General features: G+C 63.7%; 23 protein-coding genes. 10 read left to right on the forward strand and 13 right to left on the reverse strand.

The window, feature by feature from the left end:
• Positions 1-117 precede the first annotated feature (117 nt).
• The 3 genes from NKH54_RS05875 to mutS all read right to left on the reverse strand — a co-directional run bounded on the left by NKH54_RS05875 (position 118) and on the right by mutS (position 4,012).
• Complete coding sequence (locus NKH54_RS05875) at positions 118-678, reverse strand: TetR/AcrR family transcriptional regulator (RefSeq protein WP_023690028.1); 561 nt, start codon at positions 676-678, stop codon at positions 118-120.
• A 66-nt stretch (positions 679-744) separates the two neighbouring features.
• Positions 745-1,209, reverse strand: a complete 465-nt coding sequence (locus tag NKH54_RS05880) for a nuclear transport factor 2 family protein (protein WP_023703104.1) — start codon at positions 1,207-1,209, stop codon at positions 745-747.
• A 73-nt stretch (positions 1,210-1,282) separates the two neighbouring features.
• Positions 1,283-4,012: a DNA mismatch repair protein MutS gene (gene mutS / locus NKH54_RS05885; RefSeq protein WP_353027866.1), complete on the reverse strand. Its 2,730-nt coding sequence runs from the start codon at positions 4,010-4,012 to the stop codon at positions 1,283-1,285.
• Between the two features lie 165 nt (positions 4,013-4,177).
• On the opposite strand from mutS, the gene NKH54_RS05890 reads away from it, so the two are divergent.
• The 3 genes from NKH54_RS05890 (at position 4,178) to NKH54_RS05900 (ending at position 8,980) form a co-directional block, all read left to right on the forward strand.
• Positions 4,178-5,359: a glycosyltransferase family protein gene (locus tag NKH54_RS05890; RefSeq protein ID WP_032934763.1), complete on the forward strand. Its 1,182-nt coding sequence runs from the start codon at positions 4,178-4,180 to the stop codon at positions 5,357-5,359.
• Between the two features lie 143 nt (positions 5,360-5,502).
• Positions 5,503-7,782: an NADP-dependent malic enzyme gene (locus NKH54_RS05895; RefSeq protein WP_353027867.1), complete on the forward strand. Its 2,280-nt coding sequence runs from the start codon at positions 5,503-5,505 to the stop codon at positions 7,780-7,782.
• 124 nt (positions 7,783-7,906) lie between these two features.
• Positions 7,907-8,980, forward strand: coding sequence for a GGDEF domain-containing protein (locus tag NKH54_RS05900; protein ID WP_353027868.1), 1,074 nt, complete (start codon positions 7,907-7,909; stop codon positions 8,978-8,980).
• A 71-nt stretch (positions 8,981-9,051) separates the two neighbouring features.
• Here the strand turns inward: NKH54_RS05900 and NKH54_RS05905 are convergent, their stop codons facing one another.
• On the reverse strand, positions 9,052-10,044 hold the full coding sequence (locus tag NKH54_RS05905) for an adenosine kinase (protein WP_023692653.1): 993 nt from the start codon (positions 10,042-10,044) through the stop codon (positions 9,052-9,054).
• A 215-nt stretch (positions 10,045-10,259) separates the two neighbouring features.
• On the opposite strand from NKH54_RS05905, the gene NKH54_RS05910 reads away from it, so the two are divergent.
• Positions 10,260-11,162: a DMT family transporter gene (locus tag NKH54_RS05910; protein ID WP_023690035.1), complete on the forward strand. Its 903-nt coding sequence runs from the start codon at positions 10,260-10,262 to the stop codon at positions 11,160-11,162.
• A gap of 197 nt (positions 11,163-11,359) precedes the next feature.
• Positions 11,360-12,061: a sulfate transporter family protein gene (locus tag NKH54_RS05915; RefSeq protein WP_023690036.1), complete on the forward strand. Its 702-nt coding sequence runs from the start codon at positions 11,360-11,362 to the stop codon at positions 12,059-12,061.
• 5 nt (positions 12,062-12,066) lie between these two features.
• On the opposite strand, the gene NKH54_RS05920 is transcribed toward NKH54_RS05915, so the two are convergent.
• The 6 genes from NKH54_RS05920 to NKH54_RS05945 form a co-directional block, all read right to left on the reverse strand.
• Positions 12,067-13,065 (reverse strand): proline racemase family protein, encoded by a 999-nt coding sequence (locus NKH54_RS05920; protein WP_353027869.1) that lies wholly within the window; start codon positions 13,063-13,065, stop codon positions 12,067-12,069.
• 12 nt (positions 13,066-13,077) lie between these two features.
• On the reverse strand, positions 13,078-13,881 hold the full coding sequence (locus NKH54_RS05925; RefSeq protein WP_023672876.1) for an isocitrate lyase/PEP mutase family protein: 804 nt from the start codon (positions 13,879-13,881) through the stop codon (positions 13,078-13,080).
• Between the two features lie 76 nt (positions 13,882-13,957).
• The gene (locus tag NKH54_RS05930) at positions 13,958-14,776 is read right to left on the reverse strand and encodes a hypothetical protein (RefSeq protein WP_353027870.1); all 819 of its coding nucleotides are present in this window, start codon (positions 14,774-14,776) and stop codon (positions 13,958-13,960) included.
• A 176-nt stretch (positions 14,777-14,952) separates the two neighbouring features.
• A complete protein-coding gene (locus NKH54_RS05935) occupies positions 14,953-15,612 on the reverse strand; it encodes an HAD family hydrolase (protein ID WP_023685119.1) in 660 nt (219 codons plus the stop codon).
• Positions 15,613-16,098, reverse strand: a complete 486-nt coding sequence (dut, locus tag NKH54_RS05940) for a dUTP diphosphatase (protein WP_023690041.1) — start codon at positions 16,096-16,098, stop codon at positions 15,613-15,615.
• Positions 16,099-16,183: 85 nt separating this feature from the next.
• Positions 16,184-16,654, reverse strand: coding sequence for an Lrp/AsnC family transcriptional regulator (locus tag NKH54_RS05945; protein WP_353027871.1), 471 nt, complete (start codon positions 16,652-16,654; stop codon positions 16,184-16,186).
• 114 nt (positions 16,655-16,768) lie between these two features.
• Here NKH54_RS05945 and NKH54_RS05950 point away from each other — a divergent pair, with 114 nt between their 5' ends.
• The 3 genes from NKH54_RS05950 (at position 16,769) to NKH54_RS05960 (ending at position 19,501) form a co-directional block, all read left to right on the forward strand.
• Entirely contained in the window at positions 16,769-17,023 is a 255-nt protein-coding gene (locus NKH54_RS05950; protein WP_023685117.1) for a DUF6356 family protein, read from the forward strand.
• Between the two features lie 15 nt (positions 17,024-17,038).
• A complete protein-coding gene (locus NKH54_RS05955; protein WP_353027872.1) occupies positions 17,039-17,833 on the forward strand; it encodes a class II glutamine amidotransferase in 795 nt (264 codons plus the stop codon).
• 294 nt (positions 17,834-18,127) lie between these two features.
• Positions 18,128-19,501: an amidase gene (locus tag NKH54_RS05960; protein WP_353027873.1), complete on the forward strand. Its 1,374-nt coding sequence runs from the start codon at positions 18,128-18,130 to the stop codon at positions 19,499-19,501.
• Here the strand turns inward: NKH54_RS05960 and NKH54_RS05965 are convergent.
• Positions 19,495-20,568 (reverse strand): NAD(P)/FAD-dependent oxidoreductase, encoded by a 1,074-nt coding sequence (locus NKH54_RS05965; RefSeq protein WP_353027874.1) that lies wholly within the window; start codon positions 20,566-20,568, stop codon positions 19,495-19,497. The genes NKH54_RS05960 and NKH54_RS05965 overlap by 7 nt on opposite strands.
• A 138-nt stretch (positions 20,569-20,706) precedes the next feature.
• Between NKH54_RS05965 and NKH54_RS05970 the strand changes: the two genes are divergently transcribed.
• Complete coding sequence (locus tag NKH54_RS05970) at positions 20,707-22,299, forward strand: peptide chain release factor 3 (RefSeq protein ID WP_353027875.1); 1,593 nt, start codon at positions 20,707-20,709, stop codon at positions 22,297-22,299.
• Positions 22,300-22,477: 178 nt separating this feature from the next.
• Here the strand turns inward: NKH54_RS05970 and NKH54_RS05975 are convergent, their stop codons facing one another.
• Positions 22,478-22,948 carry a VOC family protein gene (locus tag NKH54_RS05975; protein ID WP_023823794.1) on the reverse strand — a complete coding sequence of 157 codons (471 nt, stop codon included), beginning with the start codon at positions 22,946-22,948 and terminating at the stop codon, positions 22,478-22,480.
• Between the two features lie 270 nt (positions 22,949-23,218).
• On the opposite strand from NKH54_RS05975, the gene ilvD reads away from it, so the two are divergent.
• A complete protein-coding gene (ilvD, locus tag NKH54_RS05980) occupies positions 23,219-25,063 on the forward strand; it encodes a dihydroxy-acid dehydratase (RefSeq protein WP_023692643.1) in 1,845 nt (614 codons plus the stop codon).
• Between the two features lie 66 nt (positions 25,064-25,129).
• Here ilvD and NKH54_RS05985 read toward each other — a convergent pair whose 3' ends face one another.
• The gene (locus NKH54_RS05985; RefSeq protein ID WP_023685110.1) at positions 25,130-26,887 is read right to left on the reverse strand and encodes an ABC transporter ATP-binding protein; all 1,758 of its coding nucleotides are present in this window, start codon (positions 26,885-26,887) and stop codon (positions 25,130-25,132) included.
• Positions 26,888-26,983: the final 96 nt, after the last annotated feature.

The raw sequence follows: 26,983 nt of genomic DNA on the forward strand, positions 1-26,983 counted from the left end.
CCTCACGGCAATGCTTCATGAGATCGCGCCATTTGCCTTCCCAATTTCGTTATGGATGGGCCTAGGAGGTGGCAATGAACAACTCGCATTCTGAATGCCAGACGCCCATGCAATTGGCTAGGTGGTTTCCAGCGCCGCCCGCGCTCGTTGCAGGGCGCGGGAAAACACTGCCGTGTCGTCGAAGGCGCGTGCCAGCGTGAGCGCGCCCTGGATGGCGCCGACCGCTTCTTCGGCGAGTTCGTCCGCCCTGCCAGCGCTGTGCCCGCTTCGGGTCAGCGCTTCGGCAAGATGCGCCACCCAGCGGCCGAAATAGCTTTTGATCGCAATGGCGAAGAGGTCGCGGGATTCGTCCAGCGCGAAGGCGCCGATCAGGCACACCCGGCGTCCCGAGCGGAAATAGCTGTCGGTCGCTTCGAACATCCGATCGATGCCCGTGCGAGGGTAGGCCCTGTCCTGCAACGGCACGAAGACATTCTCCTCGAACCAGCCATCTATATGGGCAATGACAGCCGCCGCCATCTCTTCCTTGCCGCCGGGGAAGAAGTGGTAAAGGCTGCCTTTGCCTAGGCCGGTCGCCGCACCGATCCGCGCCAGGCTCGCCCCTTCATAGCCGTGTTCGCGGAAAACCTCGCCGATGATGGAGAGCAAATCGGCGCGATCGGGCGCGATCCTGCGCATGCGCTAGTTTTTCCGCTTGAGCATGATCTTTGCCGAAAACCGCAACACAGCTCTAGGGATCATATTCTAAAATCCGAGTTCGGACAGGCCGGGATGGTCGTCCGGCCGGCGGCCGAGCGGCCAGTGATATTTGCGCTCACCCTCGGCGATCGGCAGGTCGTTGATGCTGGCGACGCGCCTACGCATCAGCCCGGCCGCGTCGAATTCCCAATTCTCATTGCCGTAGGAGCGGAACCAGTGGCCACTGTCGTCGCGCCATTCATAGGCAAAGCGCACCGCGATGCGGTTGTCGTTCCAGGTCCAGACCTCCTTGATCAGGCGGTAGTCGAGCTCGCGAGCCCATTTGCGCGTGAGGAAGGAGACGATCTCATTTCTGCCCGAGACGAACTCGGCGCGGTTGCGCCAGGTGCTGTCTTGTGTATAGGCGAGCGAAACCCGTTCGGGATCGCGGCTGTTCCAGGCGTCTTCGGCCATGCGCGCCTTCTGCGCGGCGGTCTCGGCGGTGAAGGGCGGCAGCGGCGGACGGCTCATGTCACTCTCCCATCGGCAAAGGCGATGGCGAGCATTGTACCAAACGGTACAATTGGTCAAGGCTGAAATCGGACTAGGTTTTCCCCGCCAGCCCCTTCAGCCGGTAGAGCGCTTCCAGCGCCTCGCGCGGCGTCATCTCGTCTGGATTGATCTCACCCAGCGCTGCGCCCAATGCGTCGCTCTTCGCAGGCTTTGCCGCTTCCCGCTTCATTGCCACCGAAAACAGCGGCAGATCGTCGACCAGCCGGTTGGCCTTGCCGGAGACATCGCCTTCCTCGAGCTGATGCAGCACCTCTTTGGCCCGGCCGACCACCGCTTCCGGCAGACCGGCAAGGCGAGCGACCTGAACGCCATAGGAGCGATCGGCGGCACCCTTGCCGACCTCGTGCAGGAAGACCACTTCGCCTTCCCACTCCTTAACCCGCATCGTGACATTGTGCAGTCGCGGCAGCTTGCCGGAGAGTGCCGTCATTTCGTGGAAATGAGTGGCGAAGATCGCCCGGCAGCGGTTCTTCTCGTGCAGATACTCGACTGCCGCCCAGGCGATCGACAGGCCATCGAACGTGGCGGTGCCGCGACCGATCTCGTCCAGGATCACCAGCGCCCGCTCGCCGGCCTGGTTGAGGATCGCCGCCGTCTCTACCATCTCGACCATGAAGGTCGAACGGCCGCGCGCCAGATCGTCCGAGGCGCCGACCCGCGAGAACAGCCGGTCGACAACGCCGATATGGGCCGACGTCGCCGGCACGAAGGAACCGGTTTGGGCGAGGATGGCGATCAGTGCGTTTTGCCGCAGGAAGGTCGACTTACCGCCCATATTCGGACCGGTGAGCAGCCAGATCGCGCCGGCCTTGGCACCGTCTTGCGGCGACAGATCGCAATCATTGGCGACGAACGGCCCTTCGCCCGAGCGCCGCAGCGCCTGTTCCACCACCGGATGGCGTCCGCCCGAGATATCGAAGGCGAGGCTGGAATCGACCAGCGGCCGACACCAGGCTTCACTCTCCGACAACAGCGCGAGCGCCGCCGACACGTCAAGTACGGCAAGCGCATCGGCGCCGGCGCGAATTTTTTGCGCCTCGGCGACCGCCTCTGTCGTCAGCGTGTCGAAAGCGGCAAGCTCGATGCTCAGCGCCCGGTCGGCGGCATTGGCGATTTTGGTCTCGAGTTCGGCAAGTTCGGTCGTGGTGAAACGCATGGCGTTGGCCATGGTCTGGCGGTGGATGAAGCGCGCCTTGGCGCCGTCGCTTCCGGTCATGATCGAATGATGGTTGGCGGTCACCTCGATGTAATAGCCCAGCACATTGTTGTGGCGGATCTTCAGCGAGCGGATGCCAGTCTCCTCGATCAGCGAGCGCTCCAGCCCGGCGATCACCTTGCGAGACTCATCGCGCAGCGCCCGCATCTCGTCGAGCTCGGCATGGTAGCCGCCGCGCACGAAGCCGCCGTCGCGCCTCAGCAGCGGCAGTTCCTCGCCAAGAGCCTGGGTCAGATGCCCGGCCAGCGCGCGCGGCAGCGCCTTTATCGCGGCAAGTGCCGCTGTCAGCTCCGCGGGCAGGACGGCCGTTCCGAACAGTTCGGCAATGGTGGCCGCCGCTTCGAAGCCGGCACGCAGCGCGCCGAGATCGCGCGGGCCGCCGCGGTTGAGCGCCAGCCGCGACAGCGCCCGCGGCATGTCGGCGACGCTCTTCAGGCCTGACCGCACCGCCTGGCAAAGCTGCGTCTCCGCACGGAAGAACGACACAGAATCGAGCCTGGCGCCGATCGCCGCCGGGTCAGTCAGCGGCGCCATCAGCCGGTCGGCGAGCAGCCTGGCGCCGCCGCCGGTGACCGTGCGGTCTATAGCCTTGAACAGCGAGCCGTCGCGGCTGCCCGACAGCGTGCGCAACAGTTCCAGATTGCCGCGTGTCGCAGGATCGATGAACAGCGTCGAGCCCTGCTCCTCGCGTTCGGGACGCGACAAAGGCGGCCGCTCGGCCTTCTGCGTCTTTTCGACATAGGCGATGGCGCCCGAGATCGCCGACAATTCGGCGCGCGAGAAGGCGCCGAAACTGTCCGGCGTCGCCACTTCGAAGAAACGCGCGATCCGCCCCGCTGCCGAAGCCGAATCGAAAAGCGACGGCGGCTGCGGGCTGGCAACGCGGCCAATGACGTCGAACACCGGCTTCAACTCGGGATCGTAAAACACCGGCTCGGCGACGATCAGCTCGCGCGGGTCGACGCGGAAGACATCGGCCAGCAGGCGGTCGGTCGTGGTTTCGGCGACGCGGAAGACGCCGGTCGAGATCTCGATCCAGGCCAGGGCGAAGGCGTCACCGCTGTTGCCGCCCTTCACCCGCCCTAGCGCCATCAGGAAGCTCGATTCCGACGGCGCCAGCAATTTATCCTCGGTGATGGTGCCTGGCGTCACCAGGCGCACCACGTCACGGCGTACGACCGATTTGCCGCCGCGCTTCCTGGCTTCCGCCGGGTCCTCGATCTGCTCGCAGACGGCAACGCGAAAACCTTGGCCGATCAGCTTTTGCAGATAGTCGTCGGCCGCATGCACCGGCACGCCGCACATCGGAATGTCGTTACCCTGGTGCTTGCCGCGCTTGGTCAGGACGATGCCCAGCGCCTTGCTCGCCTTTTCGGCGTCGTCGAAGAACAGCTCGTAAAAATCGCCCATGCGGTAGAACAGCAGAGAATCCGGGTTCGCCGCCTTGATCTCGATATATTGCTCCATCATCGGCGTGACGCTGCCGACGGGCGCAGGCGGTGTCACCTCGGGGGCGTCGGTTTCTGCTGAAGTGTGCATGTTCATGCCCGCACGCTAGCAGATGTGGGTGCGGGGTTTAATGCCGGCGGCCCGAAAAGCAGGGGACGACCGGCCTCGACGGCGGCTTGTGCTCCCTCTACGCCGGGTGAAGCCGTTGGTTGCTTCGGGCGCCAACCAGACCCTATGATCGCCATGGCGGGGATAAGCGGCATGGATCAGGACAAACAGGAGGCGTTCGAAGAGCTGGTCGGTCCGGCTGGATCGGCGCTTGAGCGCCTGCTGCTGTTGGCGGCGCGGCGCGTCCACCGCACCAAAGGCAAGCTCAGGGGGACACTGCGCAAGCGCGTCCCCTTCCTCCTGCCGACACGCGGGCCGCTGTCCGATGTCGATGGCGGCATCGACATGTCGCTGCATGTGCTCAGCCGCGACCCGCTGGTGCTCTATGTCCCGATTGGCGGGTCGCGGCCGCTCTATCCGCTGGCAGCGCTCGGCCGGCGCCTGGCGGCGCGCCGCGTCACCTTCCTGACGATGCAGACCTGGACCATGGAGCGGCCGGCTGTCATCGCCCGGATGGGCCGCGATCTCGCCTGGTATGCCGGCCGGTTTCCGCTGCACGAAATCATCTTCCTGTGCAACACCGAGGAAGAGCGCCGTCTCATCGCAGCTGCGGGCGGCAATGCCATCTTCTCCAACCACAATCTGATGGTGTCGGAGGATATATTCCGGCCACTGCCGGACGTGCCGGTCGAATTCGACGCGGTCTACAATGGCCGCATCTCGCCGATCAAACGCCATCACCTGGCCTTCGACATAGAGCGGCTGGCCCACATCACCTATTCGATCGGCGAATTGCCGCCGGTTGCCGCCCGCGCCTTTGTTCGGCGACTGCAGGCGCGTTCGCCGCTCCACCAGATCGCCAATCCGCTCGTCGACGGCTGGCCGGGCAAGCTGACGGCGCAACAGGTCAACCACGTCTACAACCAGGCCGCCGTCGGGCTGTGCCTGTCGGCCGTGGAAGGAGCGATGTACTCCTCGATGGAATATCTGATGGCCGGCCTGCCGATCGTCAGTACGCCGAGCCTTGGCGGTCGCGACGTCTATTTCGATCCGGATTATTGCATCGTCGCCGATCCGGAACCGGCTGCCATTCGCCGCGCCGTCGAGACGCTGCGAGATCGTGCCATACCGCGTCAGCACATCCGCCGCCGCACGCTGGAGAAGGTTCACGCCCAGCGCATCGAACTCATGGCGTTCCTGACTGCATTGCTGCGGCGCAAGGGAAGCCGTGCGCCACCCATCGAGACGTGGCCTTTCCCCGGCACAGACGGCATGATGCGTCGGGGAACGGTGCGCGAAATCGCTGCCTTCGTCAGCGAGCCAGAGCCGACGTGACGCCGTTCGACCTTGGGGGATTTCGCTGCGGGCGTGAAGATCGCTTGGCGGTTTACAGCGGTGGCGTGTAGCCTTAATTCGGAAGTTTCAAAAACACGCACCCGTCTCAAGGGGGCGACACCGGCGAGGAAATCAAAAGCATCATGGCCAAGAAAACCGAAAATAGCGGCCCCTCCGTCAGCGCCGAGGAGGCGCTGGAATTCCACGCCATGGGCCGCCCCGGCAAGCTGGAGATCGTCGCCACCAAGCCGATGGCGACGCAGCGCGATCTGAGCCTCGCCTATTCGCCGGGTGTCGCGGTTCCTGTGCTGGCCATTGCCGAAGACCCCAGCCGCGCTTTCGACTACACGACGCGCGGCAACATGGTCGCCGTCATCTCCAACGGCACCGCCATTCTCGGCCTCGGCAATCTCGGCGCGTTGGCCTCCAAGCCGGTGATGGAAGGCAAGGCGGTGCTGTTCAAGCGCTTCGCCGATGTCGATTCCATCGATCTCGAGGTCGACACCGAGGATGCCGACGAATTCATCAATTGCGTGCGCTTTCTCGGCCCGTCCTTCGGCGGCATCAACCTGGAAGACATCAAGGCGCCGGAATGCTTCATCATCGAGCAGCGGCTGCGCGAACTGATGGACATCCCGGTCTTCCATGACGACCAGCACGGCACCGCCATCATCTCGGCCGCCGGGCTGATCAACGCGCTGGAGATCACCGGCCGCGACATGAAGACCACGAAAATGGTCTGCAACGGCGCCGGCGCCGCCGGCATTGCCTGCATCGAACTGATGAAGGCGATGGGTTTCGCCCCGGAAAACATCATCTTGTGCGACACCAAGGGTGTCGTCTACCAGGGCCGCACCGAAGGCATGAACCAGTGGAAGTCGGCGCATGCGGTCAAGACCGCCACGCGCAGCCTGGCCGAGGCGCTGGATGGCGCCGACGTCTTCCTCGGCCTGTCGGCCAAGGGCGCATTGACCACCAGGATGGTGCAATCGATGGCCAAGAACCCGATCATCTTCGCCATGGCCAATCCCGACCCGGAGATCACGCCGGAGGAAGTGGCCGAAATCCGCACCGACGCCATCATGGCCACCGGGCGTTCCGACTACCCCAACCAGGTCAACAATGTGCTGGGCTTTCCCTACATCTTCCGCGGTGCGCTGGATGTCAGGGCCACCACCATCAATGACGACATGAAGATCGCCGCAGCGAGAGCGCTGGCCGACCTGGCGCGCAAGGACGTGCCCGACGATGTCGCCGCCGCCTATCAGGGCAACCGGCCGAAATTCGGCCCGAACTACATCATCCCGGTGCCGTTCGATCCGCGCCTGATCTCGGCCATCCCGCTCGCGGTGGCCAAGGCGGCGATGGAGTCGGGCGTCGCCCGCAAGCCTATCCTCGACCTCGACCGCTACGCGCAGGAGCTGTCGGCCCGCCGCGACCCGATCGCTTCGACCTTGCAGCGCATCTACGATCGCGTCCGCCGCCAGCCCAAGCGCATCGTCTTTGCCGAGGGCGAGGAAGAACAGGTGATGCGCGCCGCCGTCTCCTATGTGAACCAGAAGCTCGGCACCGCGATCCTGCTCGGCCGCGACGATGTAATCAAGGAAAACGCCAGGCACGCCGGCATCGACTTGAACAAGCAAGGCATCGAGATCATCAATGCCCGGCTGTCGCGCCGCAACGGCATCTACACCGACTTTCTCTACGAGCGCATGCAGCGCAAAGGCTTCCTGTTCCGCGACTGCCAGCGGCTGATCAACAACGACCGCAACCATTTCGCTGCCTGCATGGTGGCGCTGGGCGATGCCGACGGCATCGTCACCGGCGTCACCCGCAACTATTCCACGGCGCTTGACGATATCCGCCGCGTCATCGACGCCAAGCCCGGACACCGCGTCATCGGCGTCTCCATCGTGCTCGCGCGGGGCAAAACAGTCCTCGTCGCCGATACCGCCGTGCACGACATGCCCAATGCCGAACAGATCGCCGACATCGCCGAAGAGGCGGCGGGATTTGCCCGCCGCATGGGCTACGAGCCGAGGCTCGCCATGCTTGCCTATTCGACCTTCGGCCACCCGCAGGGCGAACGCTCCGAGCGGGTGCAGGAAGCGGTGCGTATCCTCGACAAGCGCCGCGTCGATTTCGAATATGACGGCGAGATGGCCGCCGACGTTGCGTTGAACGCCCGTGCCATGGCGCAGTATCCGTTCATCCGGCTGACCGGCCCGGCCAACGTGCTGATCATGCCGGCGTTCCACTCGGCCTCGATCTCGACCAAGATGCTGCAGGAACTCGGCGGCTCCACCGTCATCGGCCCGCTGCTGGTCGGCTTGAACAAACCGGTCCAGATCGTCTCGCTCAACGCCAAGGATTCGGACATCGTCAACATGGCTGCGATCGCGGCCTATAGCGCGGGAGCCTGATTGGCGGCAAAATCGCCAACGCATAAGAGATTGATAATATTCGGCTGCTATAGGGAACGTTCTCGCCCCCTATGGCCTTATGGCATTGGCGGCGCGCTCAGACCGCCAAAACGGGGGTGCGGCCATGAAGCATGACACGGCATCTGTGGTCGGCCAGGGGGGCTATCACGACGAGCGCCTGGATGCGCTGCTGAGCATCACCGGCCGCATGGACGGTTATCTCTACCGTTGCCGCAACGATGCGTCCTACACCATGCTCTACATCAGCGACGGCATTTTAACCGTCAGCGGTTATCGGCCGAGCGACTTCATTCAAAATGCCGTGCGCGACTATGTCTCGGCGATCCACCCGGATGATCTCGCTGCGGTCTATGCCGCCGTCGATACCGCGCTCGAGGCGCGCTGCAACTGGAACGTCGACTACCGCATCGTGCCACAGGTCGGCGAGCCGCTCTGGGTGCGCGAGATCGGAGGCGGGGTCTGGAATGGTGCCGGCGAACTCGAATTCCTCGAAGGTTTCGTCGTCGACATTAGCGACCGTAAGGTAGTCGAGGATCTCAATGCCGAACTGCTGCTCGAACTCAAGGCCGCCAATGAGGAACTCTCCGTACAAAAGCGCGAGATCGAGCTGGCCAAGCAGCGGAGCGATCATTCGGCCAACCACGATGCATTGACCGGCCTGCCCAACCGGCGCGCCTTTCACAACGAGCTGAGGTCGGTGATCGACCGCTGCGACAGCACCGGCCAGGCGGCCGGCCTGCTGTTCATCGACCTCGATAGGTTCAAGAAGGTCAACGACACGCTCGGCCACGAGGCCGGCGACGCGCTGCTGCAGGAGGTGGCGGGTCAGCTTCGCACCATCCTGCGCAGCGCTGATTTCGTGGCGCGGCTCGGTGGAGACGAGTTCGCATTCCTGTTTTCAGGAGAGGCTAGCCGGGCCCGACAGAAGGCCATGGGCGTCGCCGAACGTATCCTGGAAAAGCTGCGGATCAAGGTGCCGACGCCGAATGGAGCCATCCATGTTGGTTGCACCGTTGGCGTCGCCATCTACCCGGCGGAAGCGTCCGATTCGGAGGCGCTGATAACGCTCGCCGACCGACTGATGTACATCGGCAAAAAGAGCGGCCGCAACCGGCTGGTCACCGCCGGGGCTTTGGAACCCGGGCCTACGTCCGACGACCTTCGCCGCACCGCCTGAGCGGAGCGCCGGACAGCCTGATCCGGCGGGAACCCCTCATCTGGCTCGGCGCTGCGCGCCGAAAGACGGCCCTACAGCAACCCCGCCAATTGGGCCGCGCTGCGCAGGTTTTGCCGCGGCCGTGGCCCGAGCTGCTGGATCACCAGCCCGGCGGCCAGCGAGCCGAGATCGCCGCAATCCTTCAGGCTGCGCCCCGAGGTGTAGCCGTAGAGGAAACCGGCGGCATAGAGGTCGCCGGCGCCGGTGGTGTCGACCAGTTCGCGGATCGTCGTCGCCTGAATGGTGACGGTCTCGTCGCCGCGCACGATCACTGAGCCTTTTTCGGAGCGGGTGACGGCGGCAATCTTGCAGTCTTTGCGGATAGCCGCCAGCGCCTCGTCGAAGGATTTTGTCTGGTAGAGCGACTTGATCTCGTGGCTGTTGGCAAAGACGATGTCGACAGTGCCCGAGCGCATCAGCTCGAGGAACTCGTCCCGGTAGCGGTCGACGCAGAACGAATCCGACAACGTCATCGACACTTCGCGCCCGGCCTCGTGTGCGAGCTTCGCCGTCTGCCGGATCGCCTCCTTGGCGCGCGGCGGATCCCACAGATAGCCCTCGAAATAGGTAACCTTGGCGCCGGATGCCTTGTCGGCCTCGACGTCTTCCGGGCCGAGTTCGACGCAGGCGCCGAGATAGGTGTTCATCGAACGCTCGCCATCGGGGGTGACGAATATCATCGAGCGCGCCGTCGGCGGCTGTCCCTCAAGCGGCCTGGTGTCGAAGGCAACGCCCTGGGCATGGATGTCATGGGCGTAGATTTCGCCGAGCGGATCGTTCGACACCTTGCCGAAGAAGGCGGCGCGGCCGCCGAAGCTGGCGACGCCCGCCGCCGTGTTGCCGGCGCTGCCGCCCGAGGCCTCGATCGCCGGCCCCATGCGGCTGTAGAGCAGCTCGGCGCGCTTGGTGTCGATGAGGTTCATCGCACCCTTGATGATGCCGTTGGTCTCGAGAAAAGCGTCGTCGCACTGGGCGATGATGTCGACAATGGCATTGCCGATGCAAAGCACGTCAAAATCCGGCATCAATGTCTCCGCCTCGGAACCTGCCGGCTTTCTGCCGCGCCCGGGCGGGTCTACAGCATCACCCCGAAAAATGGCAACCGATTTCCATCCTTTGCCGGCCCAAGCCGGCGCGCGCGCCTGGGACGAGGCTCCATCACAGTTCGACCGTGGCCGAAGCATCTGACCGCCGGGTCGCCTACAAGCTTGGCCTCAAATCAAGCGCTGGAAGCACCCGCATGCAAGCAAAGACCGACATGACCACCGAACTGGCGCTGCTTGGCGTGCTGGCCGCCCTGTGGGGCGCGTCCTATACCTTCATCAAGATCGGTGTCGAGACGATCCCGCCGATATCCTTCATCGCTGCCCGCACCTTGATTGCCGGCGCCATCCTGCTCGCGCTGATCCGCTGGCGCGGCCTCGCCATGCCCAAGGACAGCGCGACCTTGTGGCGGTTCATGGTCCAGGCCTGCCTCAACAGCGTCGTGCCGTTCACGCTGATCGCCGCCGCCGAGCGCTCCATCGACGCCGGTCTGGCCACCATTCTCAACGCGACCTCGCCGATCTTCACCTTCCTGCTGACCGCGCTTATCACCCGCCATGAATCCGTGACCGCACGCAAGCTGTTCGGTGTCGGTGCCGGCATTGCCGGCATTTGCCTGATCGTCGGCACCCAGGCGCTTGGCGGGCTCGGCCATCAATTGTGGGCGCAGCTTGCCGTCATTGCCGCCACGGTCTGCTATGCCGGCGCCGCCATTTTCGGCCGCGGCTTTAGGGGACTCGACCCGATGCTGCCGGCCGCCGGCTCGATGCTGTGCGGCGCGGTCATCCTCGTCCCCTTGAGCCTGGCCTTCGACCGCCCGTGGACCCTGTCGCCTTCAATGGCGTCGATACTGGCCTTGTTGGCATTGTCGGTGTTCTCCACGGCGCTGGCCTTCTGCATCTTTTTCCGCCTCATCCACACGCTTGGTTCGGTCGGCACGACGTCGCAGGCCTATCTGCGCGTGCCGATCGGCGTCGGCATCGGCGTCGTGTTCCTCGGCGAGAGCCTTGGGCCGACAGCTTTCTGGGGCATGGGCTGCGTCGTCGCCGGCGTTGCGGCAATGACCATCCCAGCCCGCTCCCGGGCGCTGGCGCGCTAGATCGTGATGAGATTTGGTTGAAATCTCATCATGATCTAACCCTTTGTTGGAGCATGATCTTTTCCAAAAACCGGTACCCACTTTTTGGGATCATGCTCTAGTTCCCGTCCGGAATTGCGCCCGCTCCAGCAGGCTTGCGGCTGACAGGGTCTCAGCCTATGTCGGAGATATCCGTTCGTTCCTGGGGGTGAAACGCCGTGATCTTCAACGCTGCCCGCGCCGCCTTCAGCCGGCTGTTTTCTCCCGAATTCCGCGCGGTTTTCCTGAAGACGCTGGGCTTGACCGTCCTGGCGCTGGTCGCGTTGTGGTTCGTCTTGACCGGGCTTGTCGATTGGCTGGCCCTGCCATGGGTTCACTCCTTGCTGCCCGGCCTGCCGTCCTGGGCCGGATGGCTGAGCGGCATCATCGCTGCCATCGCGCTTGCCTTCGGGATGGCGCTGCTGATCGCGCCGGTGACGGCAATCGTGGCGGGCCTGTTTCTCGAAGACATCGCCGAAGTGGTCGAGCGCACCGACTATCCGGCCGATCCCGTCGGACGCGCCATGCCGGCGCTGCGCTCGCTCGTGTTGTCGGTGAAATTCTTCGGCGTTGTCATCCTGGGCAACATCGTCGCCCTGCTGCTTCTGTTGGTTCCGGGCGTCAACATCGCCGCCTTCTTCATCGTCAACGGCTATCTGCTGGGACGTGAATTCTTCGAATTCGCCGCCATGCGCTTCCGCCCGGAAGACGAGGCGAGGGCGTTGCGCCGGAAACATGCCGGCACCGTGTTTCTGGCCGGGCTGCTCATTGCCGCCTTTCTCGCCGTGCCCCTGCTCAACCTGCTGACGCCGCTCTTTGCCGCCGCCATGATGGTGCATCTGCACAAGGCGGTCGGCGCGCGGGAGAGCGCCGGGCGATAGGCCTATCAACGCAGAAGAAAACCGCGTCCCAATTCGTCATCCGGCTCGACGGTGAATTCCGCCCGGCCCGAATAGCAGGCGTGGCCGCCGACGCGGGCGATGATCGCATCATGCGGGCCGGCCATGGTCGTGCGCGCCACCGCTCCGGAAAAGCGCGAGCCGGCGATGCTTTCGAAGGACCGCTCCTGACCAGGGTTGATCTCACCCTTGGCATGCATTGCCGCCAGCCGCGCGGTGACGCCGGAGCCGGTCGGCGAGCGGTCGACCTCGGCATCGGCAAAGACGCAGATGTTTTTTGTTGCCTCGCCGGAGAACGCATCGTGTCCATCGGTGAGGATGGTGCCGTAGAGGAAAGCGAGATCGGCATGGTCGGGATGCGATAGAGGGAACGCCGCCTTCAGCCGTTCGGTCAGCGCGGTTGCCGCGTCGACGAAATCGCGCACCCGGCTGCGGCCGAACTCCAGGCCGAATTGATGGCAGTCGGCCAGCGCGTAGAAGGCGCCGCCATAGGCGATGTCGAACGCAATCTTGCCGTATCCCCCCAATTCGATTTGTTGGTCATGGGCAAACAGAAAGGCCGGCACGCTTTCGAACGACACCGATCCCGCTTTGCCGTCCCTGACCTCGACCGAGGCGACGACCATGCCGCACGGCGCCTCGATGTTGACGGTGGTGATTGGCTCCTGCTTGACCACCAGCCCTTCGTCGACGGCGTAGCGGCCAAGCGCAATGATGGCGTGGCCGCACATCGTCGAATAGCCCTCGTTGTGCATAAACAGCACGGCCAGCTCGGCGCCGGGCAGGTCGGGCTCCACCAGCAGCGCGCCATACATGTCGTAGTGGCCGCGCGGCTCGAAGATCAGCAGCTTGCGCAAATGGTCGAGGTGGTCGCGCACATAGGCACGCTTTTCCAGGATCGTGCCTTTGGGAATGTCTGGATAGCCGTCCGTGACGATCCTGAGCGGCTCACCGCCGGTGTGCATGTCGACGACGGTGAGCGTCATGCGCCGGGACCCCTACCCTGAGGATTTGGAAAACAGCGCCTGCAATTTGCCGAACGGCATGGCGGCGCGGGTGAAGCCGAACGTGCCGTCCTGCTGGATCTCTCGCGCCGCGGTTTCCAGCATGCCGAAGGCGAAATTGGTCAGCCACGGCCCAAGCGAGATGCGCTTGACCCCGGCCATGGCGAGGTCGGCGATGGTGAAGGCCGGGAGTGCCATGACATTGACCGGCCTGCTCACTGCCGAGCAGACGTTCCGGATGGTCTCGACATCTTTGAGGCCCGGCGCATAGAGCACGTCGGCGCCGGCCTTTTCGAAGGCCTGCAGCCGCTTGATCGTGTCGTCGAGATCCGGTTTGCCCCAAAGGAAATTCTCGGCCCGCGCGGTGAAGACGAAATCATGCTTGAGCGCCCGTGCGGCTTCAGCAGCAGCTGCAACGCGCTCGACGGCGTGTGAAAACTCATAGATGGGCTTGTCGGGATCGCCGGTATGGTCCTCGATCGAGCAGCCGGCGAGACCTGCCGCTTCGGCCGCAAAAACCGTCTCGGCGGCACTCGTCGCGCTGTCGCCCTTGCCTTTCTCGAGATCGGCCGACACCGGCAGGCTGGTTGCCGCCGTCAGCTCGCGGCAATGGTGGATCATCGCCTCGAAGGTCACTGCGCCATCGGGCAGGCCGCGCGAGAAGGCAAAACCGGCGCTGGTGGTCGCCAGCGCCTTGAAACCGAAGGACGCCAGGAGCTTGGTCGTGCCGACATCCCAGGGGTTGGGCATGACGAAGGTCGAGGCGTGCAGGTCGCGAAAGATCTTGCCCTTGTCCATGAGTGCTCCCTTCAGATGCGGAATATCGGCAGATTCTATCGTGCAGAAATGCACCGGGCAAACGAATGCGGTTGGCTCAGAAGCGTTTGGCGTTCTCTCCTGCCAATCTGTCCAGCGCGTCGGAATCCTTGACGTAGTGCAACGTCTTCTTGTCCCAATGATAGGTAACGGAAATTGCGTGGGCTTCAGGCTTGGGCGGCTGGCCGTCGCAGCTCTCGCCGTTGAGCACCGTGGCGTCGGTCACCGTCACTTTGACTGCGGCATAAGGCTGCCCGTCAGCGATCGTCTGGAAAGCAACGTCCTGCTTGCGGCTGTAGGCGCACAGGTTCTCATCGAAGGTGAAGATCATGTCGATCAATTGTAATTTGTCGTCGCGCACCATGATCAGCGGCGTGATCGCGTAGTTTTGGCTTGAATTGAAATGCGCGCTCATGGTGATCACGATGTCGTCGTTCGGCCCAACGGAAAGCTTGCCCGGTTCACGGAAATAGGTGCCGCGGTCGAGCGCGACATTGACGGCGTCGAGCAGCTTCGGCTTGTCTGTGATGTCGTAGAGCGCCAGCACGGCATAGCCTTCGGCGCTGTCGGGAGAGTCGCCGAGGTCGTAGAGCATCGCCAGCCGGTCCTTGCCCCCGGCCTTGATGGCGAGCACGCCGGCGTTGGAGAGGCCCGATGTCTCAGGCGGCGAACCGCCGCCATCCGGTCCCTCGATGTGGCGCATCTCGATCGGCAATCCACCCCGGTAGAAACCGTTGCTGTCACCTGCGAGGCCGGGAATGACCATCCTTGCGAGGTCCAGATAGGTCACATCCATGTGGCCGGGGATGGCGCTGCCGAATTCCGGGAAGCTGACGGCTTGCGCGCCGGCTGCGGTCCAAAGCCACGGCAGCAGCACAAGCGCTAGAGCAATTTCAGGAAAAGTGTGTGCGGTTTTCCGGCCGGAAATTGCAACAAAACAAAAAGATAGAGCGGTTCGCCGTTTCCATGAAACGGTGAAACGCTTTAGGATGGAGCGAAGCAGGTTCGTTGGCATGGGCGCCTCAGGCTGGCCGCGCGGAACCTAACACAGCTTCAGTGGATCGGCACCAGCCCGGCAAGTTCGCGCATGTCGTCGAACAGGACGCCGCCGGCGCTGGCCAGGCCATCGCGGTCGGAATAGGGATCGCCATGATAGGCATAGACACGCATGCCGGCGGCAATGCCGGCCTGCGTGCCGGCAACGCTGTCCTCGATGACGATGCAGTCGGCCGGCGCAAAACCCATGGTCTTTGCCGCATGCAGGAACAGGTCCGGGAACGGCTTGCCGCGGCTGACCATGGTCGAAGAGAACATGGCATGCTCGAACAGCGGCAGCAGCCCGGTCTGGCCGAGCGTGATGTGCATCTTCGAGATACGCGCAGAAGTGGCGACGCAATAGGGAATGCCGGCCGCGCGAACCGCCTCGATGAAGTCGCGCACATAGGGGATCGCCTCGACGCCATGCGCAAACAGATCGGGCAGGCCGGCATTCCAGCGATCGACGAAATCGGCGCCGAGCCGCACCGTGGTCGTCTCTTCGATTTCCTTCTGCACCGAAGCCATGCTGCGGCCGGAAAAATATTTGCGGCAATATTCGAATGTGGTGGGATAACCGGCGGCAACAAACCACTCGGCAAGCCGCCGGTTGGCAAGGTTCTCGGTGTCGACCAGGATTCCGTCGCAGTCGAAGATGACCAGTTTCGGTATGCTCATTCAGGCGGTGCCGGTCGATCCGAACCCGCCCGCGCCGCGCGTCGTGGCGCCGGCCAGCGAGCGCTCCTCAACCGTCACCTGCGTCACCGCGGCAAAGACGATCTGGGCAATGCGCATGCCGCGCGTCACCGCGAAATCCTCGTCGCCGAGGTTGACCAGCAGCACCTTAACCTCGCCGCGATAGTCGCTGTCGACCGTGCCTGGTGAATTGAGGACGGTCAGCCCATGCTTGAAGGCAAGGCCGGAGCGCGGCCGCACCTGGCCTTCCATTCCTTCGGGAATTTCCAGGATCAGACCGGTCGGCACCAAGGCGCGCTTGCCAGGCAGGATCAGCAGCGGCCGGTCTTCCGGCACCGCGGCGCGCAGATCCATGCCGGCGGCGCCGGTGCTTTCGTAAGCGGGAAGGGGAAGTCCATCGCCATGCGGCAACCTGACGAAGCCGACGGTTGGACCGATGACGGAGGAATTGTGGAGGGCTGCGCGCATAAAATCGATCCTATCGGCGCGAACGGCGATTCGGTCAACTCGTCCGCAGGCCTATCAACGGCTTTCTTTCGGGCGTCAGTGTGACCTAGCGCAATTCCACCGGAACGACCGTCGTCTCCTTGATCTCCTCCATGACGAAGGAGGCCGAAACGTCCGACAGCGCCACCTTGGCGATCAGCCGCTGATAGAGCCGGTCATAGGCCTTCATGTCAGCGACGCGGGCGCGCAGCACGTAGTCGAGATCGCCGGACATGCGATAGACTCCGGTGATCTCGGGAAAACCGGTCACCGCCGCCCGAAACTTCTGCAGCCAGTCCGGGTCATGATTGGACGTGCGGATCAGGATGAACACCGAAAGCCCGAGCCCGAGCTTGTCGGCATCGACCAGCGCCACCCGCCCGGTGATGGCGCCGTCCTCTTCCAGCCGCTTGACCCGGCGCCAGCAGGCGTTGCGCGACAGCGACACTTTTTCGGAGAGCTGATCGACCGACAGTGTGCCGTCGCGTTGCAGCTCGGCCAGCAATCTTCGGTCGATTTCATCAAATTCAAGCGCCATGTTGGGATGAATGTCCCGAACCACGGCGTTAGACAAGGACAAATTGAGACCGATGAACCTTTACCCCGTGGCAGGATACCCACATCGGGGCTTATCCCGGCAGGAGGGATCACCATGACGACGCTGTTTTCGAAGCTGTTCACCTCTCACCCGGCCAAGGTGGGCGAGACCTATTTCAGCCATATGGCCTTTGCCGCCTGGTTCTGCTCGCGCCTCCTGATGGCCGCTGGTGCGGCACTCGTTCACGCTTTCTTGCCGTTTCTCTTCGAAACTACGGCAAGCCGAATCGTTCGCGAACTCTATGAACGGACGCACAACAGAGGCTCGCACGCGGTCAAGGAGCCCCAGGCTCTCTTGGATCGCGCCTAGGATTGGTTAGAAGCGATGTGCCGATGGGCGGCCTATCTGGGTGAAGCGGTCTTCCTCGAAGACGTCGTCACCGCGCCTTGCCACTCGCTGATTGCCCAGAGCCATTGCGCCCAGGAAGCCAAGTCGCCGACCAATGGAGACGGTTTCGGCCTTGCCTGGTATGGCGACCGGCCCGAGCCCGGCCTCTACCGCGACATCCTGCCGGCCTGGTCGGATCCCAATCTGAAAAGCCTGTGCCGGCAGATCAAATCCGGCCTGTTCCTCGCCCATGTCAGGGCGTCGACCGGCGGCGCCACCAGCCGCATGAACTGCCATCCCTTCATCTCCGGCAGCTGGTCGTTCATGCACAATGGCCAGATCGGCGGCTTCGAAAAGATCCGCCGCGCGCTGGAGAACTCGCTCTGCGACGCCGTCTTCGACCAGCGTGAAGGCACCACCGATTCCGAGCTGCTTTTCCTGCTGATGATCGACGAGGGTCTTGCTGGCGACCCGCAAGGGGCAGTATCGCGCGCCACCACTCGGGTTCTAGAGGCGTCACGCCACGCCGGTCTGGAGCCAGCCTTGAAACTCACTGCGGCCCTTTCCGATGGGCGCGCGCTCTATGCCGTGCGCTACGCAAGCGATGCCCACGCACCGACGCTGTACACGTCGCTCCGCAACGGCGGTCGTTGCATCGTGTCCGAACCCTTCGACCGCGAAGGCGGCGACTGGCAGGCGATCCCGCCGGCGAGTTTTGTCACGATCACTGGCGATGGGATGAGCATTCGGCCGTTCGTGCCGGCTGTGGCAAGGCTGGCACTGGTCGTCTAGGCCCTAGTCTAAGCCGCATTCCTTCGCGCCCCCCTCTGTCCTGCCCTCCCCACGAGGGGGGAGATTGGAGGTCACGGCGGCCTTCGCCAATTTTCAACGCAGGAAAAGGGGCGCCGAAGCCAAAGCTGCCAATCTCCCCCCAAAGTGGGGGAGATGTCCGGCAGGACAGAGGGGGGCGCCGTAGAGCGCCAACCTCAACCGACCGGCAAGCGCAATTTTGATCAAGCGCCGATGATCTCCGAATGCTGAACTTGGTTTTAAACCGCGATACGTTTGGCAGCAGCCGGAGCAATCATGGACCTCGCCTTTTCCTCGACCATCGATCTCGCCGCCGCAATCGCGGCGCGAAAGATCTCCGCCGTCGAAGCTCTGGACGCCCATCTGGTCCAAATCGACCGACACAACGAGGCCGTCAACGCGGTCGTCAATCTCGAGCGGGAAGGCGCCCGCGAGCGCGCGAAACAGGCCGACGCGGTGCAGGCGCGCGGCGATGGGCTCGGACCGCTGCATGGCGTGCCTTTCACGTTGAAGGACATGCACCAAACCGCTGATATGAAGACCACGGTTGGTTTCGCACCATTCGCCGACTATGTGGCAAAGGCAGACAGTCCGGTCGTCGCCCGATTGAAAGCCGCAGGCGGCATCCTGATTGGAAAGACCAATGTCGCGACGATGCTGGGCGACTGGCAATCGGACAATCCGCTGTTCGGTCGCACCAGCAATCCGTGGAACCGCTCGCGCACGTCAGGCGGGTCCAGCGGTGGCGCAGCGGCAGCGGTGGCGGCCGGCATGACGCCGTTCGATGTCGGCACCGACATGCAGGATTCGATCCGCCTGCCGTCGGCTTTTTGCGGCGTCTACGGGTTGAAACCGACCGAGCACCGCGTGTCCCTGGCCGGCGCCTTCCCCGATCCGAACGGCGCGGCGCGTAGCGTGCGGCTGATGTCCTGCCTCGGCCCGCTGGCGCGCAGCGTGGAGGATCTTGCGCTGATCTACAAAATCATCGCCGGCCCGGACGGAGCAGACACGGACCTCGCGCCGGTGCCCGTAGAGGCCATGCTCAGGCTAGACCTCAAGACATTGCGCATCGCCGTGGCGCCGTCCATCACCGGCTTTCCGGTGGCTGGCGAAATCGCTGTCGCCGCCGAAAGCCTGGCCAAGCGGTTGCAATCAGCAGGGGTGATTGTGGAAGAAGCGAACTTGCCTGAGATCGATCTGCATCACGATCTGGGGCAGGGCGGCGATCTGATCGGCATGATGCTGGAGGCAGCGCAGCCCGAACCGCCGGAGCAGCCAACGCCGATCACCAATTGGTTCGAGGCGCTCGCTCGCCGCGACCGCTCGATCCTGGCCTGGGACAGGTTCTTCGAAACCTGCGATGCCTTGCTGTGCCCGGTCGCCATGACCACGGCCTTCGCGCATTGTGAGCCCGGCACGCCGATCGAAGTCGACGGCAAGGAGCAAAGCTATTGGATGCTACCGGCCTATGGCGCGGTCTTCAATTATTCCGGCCATCCGGCACTCTCGCTGCCCTGCGGGCAAGACCGCGACGGCCTGCCTATCGGCCTGCAACTGGTCGGCAAGCGCTGGTCGGAATCGCGGCTGCTCGGCATCGCCAAGGCGATCGAAGCGCTGACCGGCGGCTTCAAGCGTCCGCCGGGCTACTGAGCAAACCGACCCAACCAATAAGGCGTCAGCAGCGGATCACGCTCGCCGTCGAGAATTTCGCGCGTGGCGAACAGCCCGACCGCCGGCGCCAGCGTTATGCCGGAATGCATGACGGCGACATAGAGACCTTCCGTGCCCTCGGCGCGGCCGATGATCGGAAAGCCGTCGATCGGCGTCGGCCGGTAGCCAACCGTGTGGAAATCAAATTCCAGTTCGTCGGCGCCGCGCAAAGCCGCCTTCATTGCTGCAAACAGCTCGCGCGCCGTGGCGTCGGGATTCTCACCGGGATCGCTCCCCGCGAAATCCGAGCCGGCGATGATGCGGCCCTCCGCCGTCTGGCGCATATGCAGCTTTTCGGCATGCACCAGCCCGTTGAGGAGCTTCTTGTAGGGCTGCGAGTGGACGATCAGACCGGGCGGCGTCTCGATCGGCAGCTTGATGCCGACGGTAGCGGCAATATCGGGCGCCCCGACACCGGCTGCGATCACCACCTCTTCGGCTGGCATCAGCCCATGCGATGTATCGACACCGGCAATCCTGCCATCGGTCTGGACAAGTGCGGTTACAGAACTGGAGAGAACGCGCGCACCTTGCCGTTCTGCGTCGGCCAGCAGCGCCTTGGCCGCTGCGACCGGTTCGGCCACGCCTTCTTCCGCGACATAGACAGCGAATTCCGGCGGCTCGACGAGATTGGGCTCGATTTGCGCTGCGCGCCCGGCGTCGACGCGTTCGATGCCGTAACCCCAGGAAGCGTGCTCAGCCGCGTAGGCTTCGAGCCTGTCGGCCGGCAGATCCCAGCACAGCCCGCCGCACCAGGCGAGCGGCAGGCCGGGCAGCTCGTTTGCCAGCCGCTTCCATTCGGCCATCGCACGGATGCGCAGCCGGAAATAGATTTCGGGATTGCCCCAGCTGGCGTTGATCCAGGCAAAGGAGTTTGGCGTGGCGACGCCGCCGGCACCACTATCGGAAATCACAGTCACCCGCGCCCCGGCCTTGGTCAGGTGCCAGGCGATGGACGCCCCGATAATGCCGGCGCCGATGACGATGACTTCTTTAGCGCTGCTCATACCGGACCTCTCAGAATGGGCTCCTCTGATGCCACCGTAACGATTCAAGCTCAAGTGTGGTCGGCCTGCCGGCCCGAAACTGTCGACAGGCTGGCAATGCGCTGCTAGAAGCCCGCGCCACAGACAGGATTCCAGAAATTGGCTGAAGACATCGAACAGGCGGTATCGCGCCGCCGCACTTTCGCGATCATCGCCCACCCAGACGCCGGCAAGACGACGCTCACCGAAAAGCTGCTGCTGTTCGGCGGCGCCATCCAGCTTGCGGGCGAGGTCAAGGCCAAGAAGGACCGCATCCAGACGCGGTCCGACTGGATGAAGATCGAGCGCGAGCGCGGCATTTCGGTCGTCACCTCGGTGATGACCTTCGAATACGAGGACAATGTCTTCAACCTGCTCGATACGCCCGGCCACGAGGATTTTGCCGACGACACCTACCGCACGCTGTCGGCGGTGGACTCGGCCGTCATGGTCATCGACGCCGCCAAGGGCATCGAGCCGCGCACGCTGAAGCTGTTCGAGGTCTGCCGGCTGCGCGATATCCCCATCATCACCTTCATCAACAAGATGGACCGCGAAAGCCGCGACCCCTTCGAGATTTTGGACGAGATCGAGCAGAAGCTGGCGCTGGACACTGCCCCCATCACCTGGCCGATCGGCCGCGGCAAGACTTTTGCCGGCACCTACCACCTGGCGCTCAACGCTGTGCGCAGGGGCGATGCAGAGAAAGACCGCACGCCGGTCAACGGCCCCGACTCCAACCGCGTCGCCGGCCTGCTGCCGGAAAACGAGCGCGAAGCCTTCATCGAGGAGCTGGAACTCGCGCGCGAGGCCTGCCGACCTCTTGATATTGACGCGTTCCGTGAGGGCCATCTGACGCCGGTCTATTTCGGCTCGGCGCTGCGCAATTACGGCGTGCGCGACCTGATCGAGGCGCTCGGTGCCTTCGGCCCGCCGCCGCGTGCGCAGGACGCAGACACCCGCAAGGTCGAGGCGACGGAGGAGAAGATGACGTCCTTCGTGTTCAAGATCCAGGCCAATATGGACCCCAACCATCGCGACCGCATCGCCTTCGTGCGCGTCTGTTCGGGCAAGCTCGAGCGCGGCATGAAGGCGAAATTGGTGCGCACCGGCAAGCCGATGAGCCTGTCGGCGCCGCAATTCTTCTTTGCCCGCACCCGCGTCACCGCCGACGAAGCGTTTGCCGGCGATGTCGTCGGCATCCCCAACCACGGCACGCTGCGCATTGGCGACACGCTGACCGAAGGCGAGGAGATACTGTTCCGCGGCGTACCTAACTTCGCGCCGGAAATCCTGCGCCGTGTGCGCCTCGGCGACGCGATGAAGGCGAAAAAACTCAAGGAAGCGCTGCACCAGATGGCCGAGGAAGGCGTCGTGCAGCTGTTTTCGCCGGAAGACGGCTCGCCGGCCATCGTCGGCGTCGTCGGCGCGCTGCAGCTCGATGTGCTGAAGGAACGGCTGAACTTCGAATACACGCTGCCGGTCGAATTCGAGATGTCGCGCTTTTCAGTCTGCCGCTGGATCTCCGCCGACGACAAGGCCGAGACGCTTCGCTTCATTGAGGCGCATCGCGGCGATATCGCCCGCGACCTCGACAACGATCCGGTGTTTCTGGCCCAGCACGCCTTCTCGCTGAACTACGAAGCCGAACGCTGGAAGGCGATCCGCTTCGCTACCATCAAGGACTACCAGGTCCGCGACAAGGCGGCGTAAGGCGCCCCTTTTCCTTCTGCCCGTTTACGCGGAGAAGGTGCCCGAAGGGCGGATGAGGGGCAGCGCCGACGTTGAAGGGTCAATTGGCTCCAACGCGCGCCGGCCGTTCGCATGGCTCAGGGCGTTCGAAGCTCGAAAAGCCAAGCAATTGGCTTTTCGTCCGCTACGCGGCCGCTTCTCACCCCTTCGCAGCTTCCTCGATCTTGGCAATATCGATCTTGCTCATCTGCATCATCGCCGACATCACCCGCCCGGCCTTGGCCCGGTCCGGATCCAGAAGCAGGCGCGGCAGCTGCTCCGGCACGACTTGCCAGGAGACGCCGAACTTGTCCTTCAGCCAGCTGCATTGCGACGGTTCGCCGCCGCCTTCGATGAGCTTGTCCCAGAAATAATCGACCTCTTCCTGGGTCTTGCAGTCGATCGACTGTGACATCGCCTCGTTGAACTTGAATTGCGGTCCGCCGTTGAGTGCCTGGAACTGCACGCCGTCGAGTTCGAACGTGGTCACCAGCGCCTTGCCGGCATCGGCATGGCCTTCGGGCCAACGCAGCACGCTCAGCACCTTCGAATTCTTGAAGATGGAGACGTAGAAATTCATCGCCTCTTCGGCCTGGCCATCGAACCACAGGCAGGTGGTGATCTTTTGCATGTCATGCTCCTCGGGTGTTTGGTTGCGGTTACAGGTGAAGCTGCTGACTTATAGAAATGGTGCCATTCCCTTGCCGTCGTCCAAGGACGGATGCCGGGCTAGCGATCCGACACTGGCCGGCAATCTTTTTCGAAACCCTGATTTTCAGCGAGACTCTGGCGCATTGCAAAAAAGTGGCCAGACCATACTTGCCGGTCTATAAACCCTGCGATTCAAGTTCCGCGCCGCCACGCTCCGCACCGGGCGCAGCCAGCCAGCCAAGGAAAATTCATGCCTGCCTATCGCTCCCGCACCACCACCCACGGCCGCAACATGGCCGGCGCCCGCGGCCTGTGGCGCGCCACCGGCATGAAGGATTCGGATTTCGGCAAGCCGATCATCGCGGTGGTCAATTCCTTCACCCAGTTCGTGCCGGGTCATGTCCATCTGAAAGACCTTGGCCAGCTGGTGGCGCGCGAGATCGAGAAGGCCGGCGGCGTCGCCAAGGAATTCAACACCATCGCCGTCGATGACGGCATCGCCATGGGCCATGACGGCATGCTCTATTCGCTGCCGTCGCGCGAGCTGATCGCGGACTCGGTCGAATATATGGTCAACGCGCATTGCGCCGATGCCATGGTCTGCATCTCCAATTGCGACAAGATCACGCCCGGCATGCTGATGGCCTCCTTGCGCCTCAATATCCCAAGCGTCTTCGTCTCCGGGGGGCCGATGGAAGCCGGCAAGGTGGTGCTCGCCGGCAAGACACAAGCGCTCGACCTGGTCGACGCCATGGTTGCCGCCGCCGACGACAAGATCTCCGACGAGGACGTCAAGGTCATCGAACGCTCGGCCTGCCCGACCTGCGGCTCGTGCTCCGGCATGTTCACCGCCAATTCGATGAATTGCCTGACCGAGGCGCTCGGCCTGTCGCTACCCGGCAACGGCTCGACGCTGGCAACCCACGCCGACCGCAAGCGGCTGTTCGTCGAGGCGGGTCACCTTATCGTCGATCTCGCCCAGCGCTACTACGAGCAGGATGATGAGTCGGCGCTGCCGCGCAGCATCGCCTCGAAGGGCGCCTTCGAGAACGCCATGACGCTCGACATCGCCATGGGCGGCTCGACCAATACCGTGCTGCACATCCTTGCCGCCGCGCACGAGGGAGAAGTCGACTTCACCATGGAAGACATCGACCGGCTGTCACGGCGGGTTCCGGTGCTATGCAAGGTCGCACCGGCCAAGTCCGACGTGCATATGGAAGACGTCCACCGCGCCGGCGGCATCATGGCGATCCTCGGCCAGCTCGACAATGCCGGGCTGCTCAACCGCAACCTGCCCACGGTGCATACGGCGAGCCTCGGCGAAGCGCTCGACCATTGGGACATCTCCCGCACCTCGAGCCAGAGCGTCCGCGACTTCTTTCTCGCCGCTCCGGGTGGCGTGCCGACACAGGTCGCCTTCAGCCAGGACCGCCGCTGGGACGAGCTCGACCTCGACCGCGAGAAGGGCGTCATCCGCTCAGCCGAGACGCCGTTCTCGAAAGACGGCGGCCTTGCCGTGCTGAAAGGCAATCTGGCGCTCGACGGCTGCATCGTGAAGACGGCCGGCGTCGACGAGTCGATCCTGAAGTTCACCGGCCCGGCCCGCGTGTTCGAAAGCCAGGACGCTTCCGTGAAGGCGATCCTGTCCAACGAAATCAAGGCCGGCGATGTCGTCGTCATCCGCTATGAAGGACCGCGCGGCGGTCCCGGCATGCAGGAAATGCTCTACCCCACGAGCTATCTAAAGTCGAAAGGCCTCGGCAAGGCCTGCGCGCTGGTCACCGACGGCCGCTTCTCCGGCGGCACATCAGGCCTGTCGATCGGCCATGCCTCGCCCGAAGCAGCGGAAGGCGGCACGATCGGACTGGTGCAGGAAGGCGATACGATCGAGATCGACATCCCCAACCGCACGATCCGGCTTGCTGTCAGCGACGCTGAACTCGACGCGCGCCGCGCGGCCATGGAGGCGAAGGGCGCCATGGCCTGGAAGCCCGAGGAAAAGCGCAAGCGCAAGGTGACGACCGCGCTGCGCGCTTACGCCGCCTTCGCCACCAGCGCCGACAAGGGCGCGGTGCGGCACGTGCCGGAGTGAGGGTGCGGCGCCGACCCCCACCCCGCTGCTGCGCAGCGACCCTCCCCACAAGGGGGAGGGTAAAGCTCACGGCATCAGCTGATATTCGTAAAGCTTCTGATACAGCCCGCCCTGGTTGAGCAGCGTGCGATGCGCGCCGCTTTCCACCACCTTGCCGGCCTCCAGCACCACGATCGTGTCGGCCTGGTGCACGGTCGACAGGCGGTGGGCAATGACGATGGTGGTGCGCCCGACCGTCAGCTGCTGCAGCGCGTCGCGGAACAGCGCCTCGGATTCGGCGTCGAGTGCGCTGGTCGCCTCGTCCAGAAGCAGGATTTCGGCATTGCGTAGCATGGCGCGTGCGATCGAGATGCGCTGGCGCTGGCCGCCTGACAGCAGCGCGCCATTCTCGCCGACATCCGTGTCGTAGCCTTTCGCCTGGGCGCTGATGAAGTCATGTGCATTGGCGGCCCTTGCGGCGGCCATCACTTCCTCGTCCGTGGCGCCCTCGCGCCCGAGCCTGATGTTGTGCATGATCGTGCCGGCAAACAGGAACGTGTCCTGGCTGACATAGGCGATCTTTTCCCTGACCGAGGTGAGCGTGGCACAAGAAATGTCCTGCCCGTCGAACATCACCCTGCCGCTCTGCGGGTCGTACATGCGCATGATCAGGTTGAGGATGGTCGACTTGCCGCTGCCCGAGGGTCCGACCAGCGCCGTCATCTTGCCGGCGGCAAGCGTCAGGTCCAGTCCCTCGAACACCGGCGCGCTTTCGGGGTAGGCGAAGCTGACATTGTCGAAATGGATCTCGCCCGGCCCGGCCCGCAGCGGCTTTGCATCCGGCTTTTCGGCCAGCGTCAGCGGCCGGTCGGCGAGCTGGAACATCATGCGCACGCCGACAATGCCGGTTTCAAGCGAGATGCGTACGCGGGCCAGGCGCTTGGCCGGCTCATAGGCCAACAGCAGCGCCGCGATGAAGGCCATGATGTTGCCCGGCATCTGACCGCCGCCGCCCAGAACCAGGAAGCCGCTGACAAAAACGGCGCCAGCGATGGCCAGCCCCGCAAGCGTTTCCATCACCGGGCTGGTGGCGGCCTCCAGCGTGGCGATGTTGTTGGCGCGGCTCTCCACGTCCGACACGGCCTTGTACATGCGCTTGCGCATGGCGCCTTCGAGGCCGAAGGATTTGACGACGCGCACGCCGATCGCAGTTTCCTGCATCACCTGCACGATCTGGCCGAGCGAACGGAATTCTTGCGAGGCAATTTTTCGGACGCGCTTCAGGATACGATTGACGCCGTAAATGGCGATCGGCCCGATCACCAGACAGATGAGGGACAGCGCCGGCTGCTGCCAGACCATCACACCCACCAGCGCAGCCAGCGTCACCAGATCGCGAACATAGGACGTGACGATTTGGTCGAGCACGCTGCGCGCGGCCTGGGCATTGTTCGTCATGCGCGAAATCAGTTCGGACGAAGAGGTCGAATGATAGAATTCGATGCCTTGCGCGAGAATGCTGTCATAGATCTTGCGCTGCCGGTCGGCGATGATGGCATTGCCGACCCTGCTCATGAAGTAGGCCTGGATGAAGTTTGCGAAGCCCTTGAGAATGAAGATCGCTCCGGTCGCCGCCGCGATCAGATTGACCTGCCCAATCCGCTTGTAAACCACGAATTCATTGGTGATTTCGCGCAGCATATAGGCGCTGGCTGCTGTCGTTGCCGCCACCACCAGCATCGACAGAATGGCCGCAGCGTAGCCAAATCTATGCGCGTGAAAGGATTCCCGCAAAAGCCTTGCGATAAGGCGCTGGTTTTCCGTCGAACGGAAGAAGCGAAACAAATGGCAGATCCCATGCCTGACTGACGAATTTCGGATTCGCCAACGGGGCGAAAGGCGGCTTATAGAGCGAGTTGTGGCTGGATGGAACCTTTCGCT

Origin of the sequence: Mesorhizobium sp. M1004 (genome assembly GCF_040318795.1) — a bacterium.
In the GTDB taxonomy this organism is placed as follows: Bacteria; Pseudomonadota; Alphaproteobacteria; order Rhizobiales; family Rhizobiaceae; genus Mesorhizobium.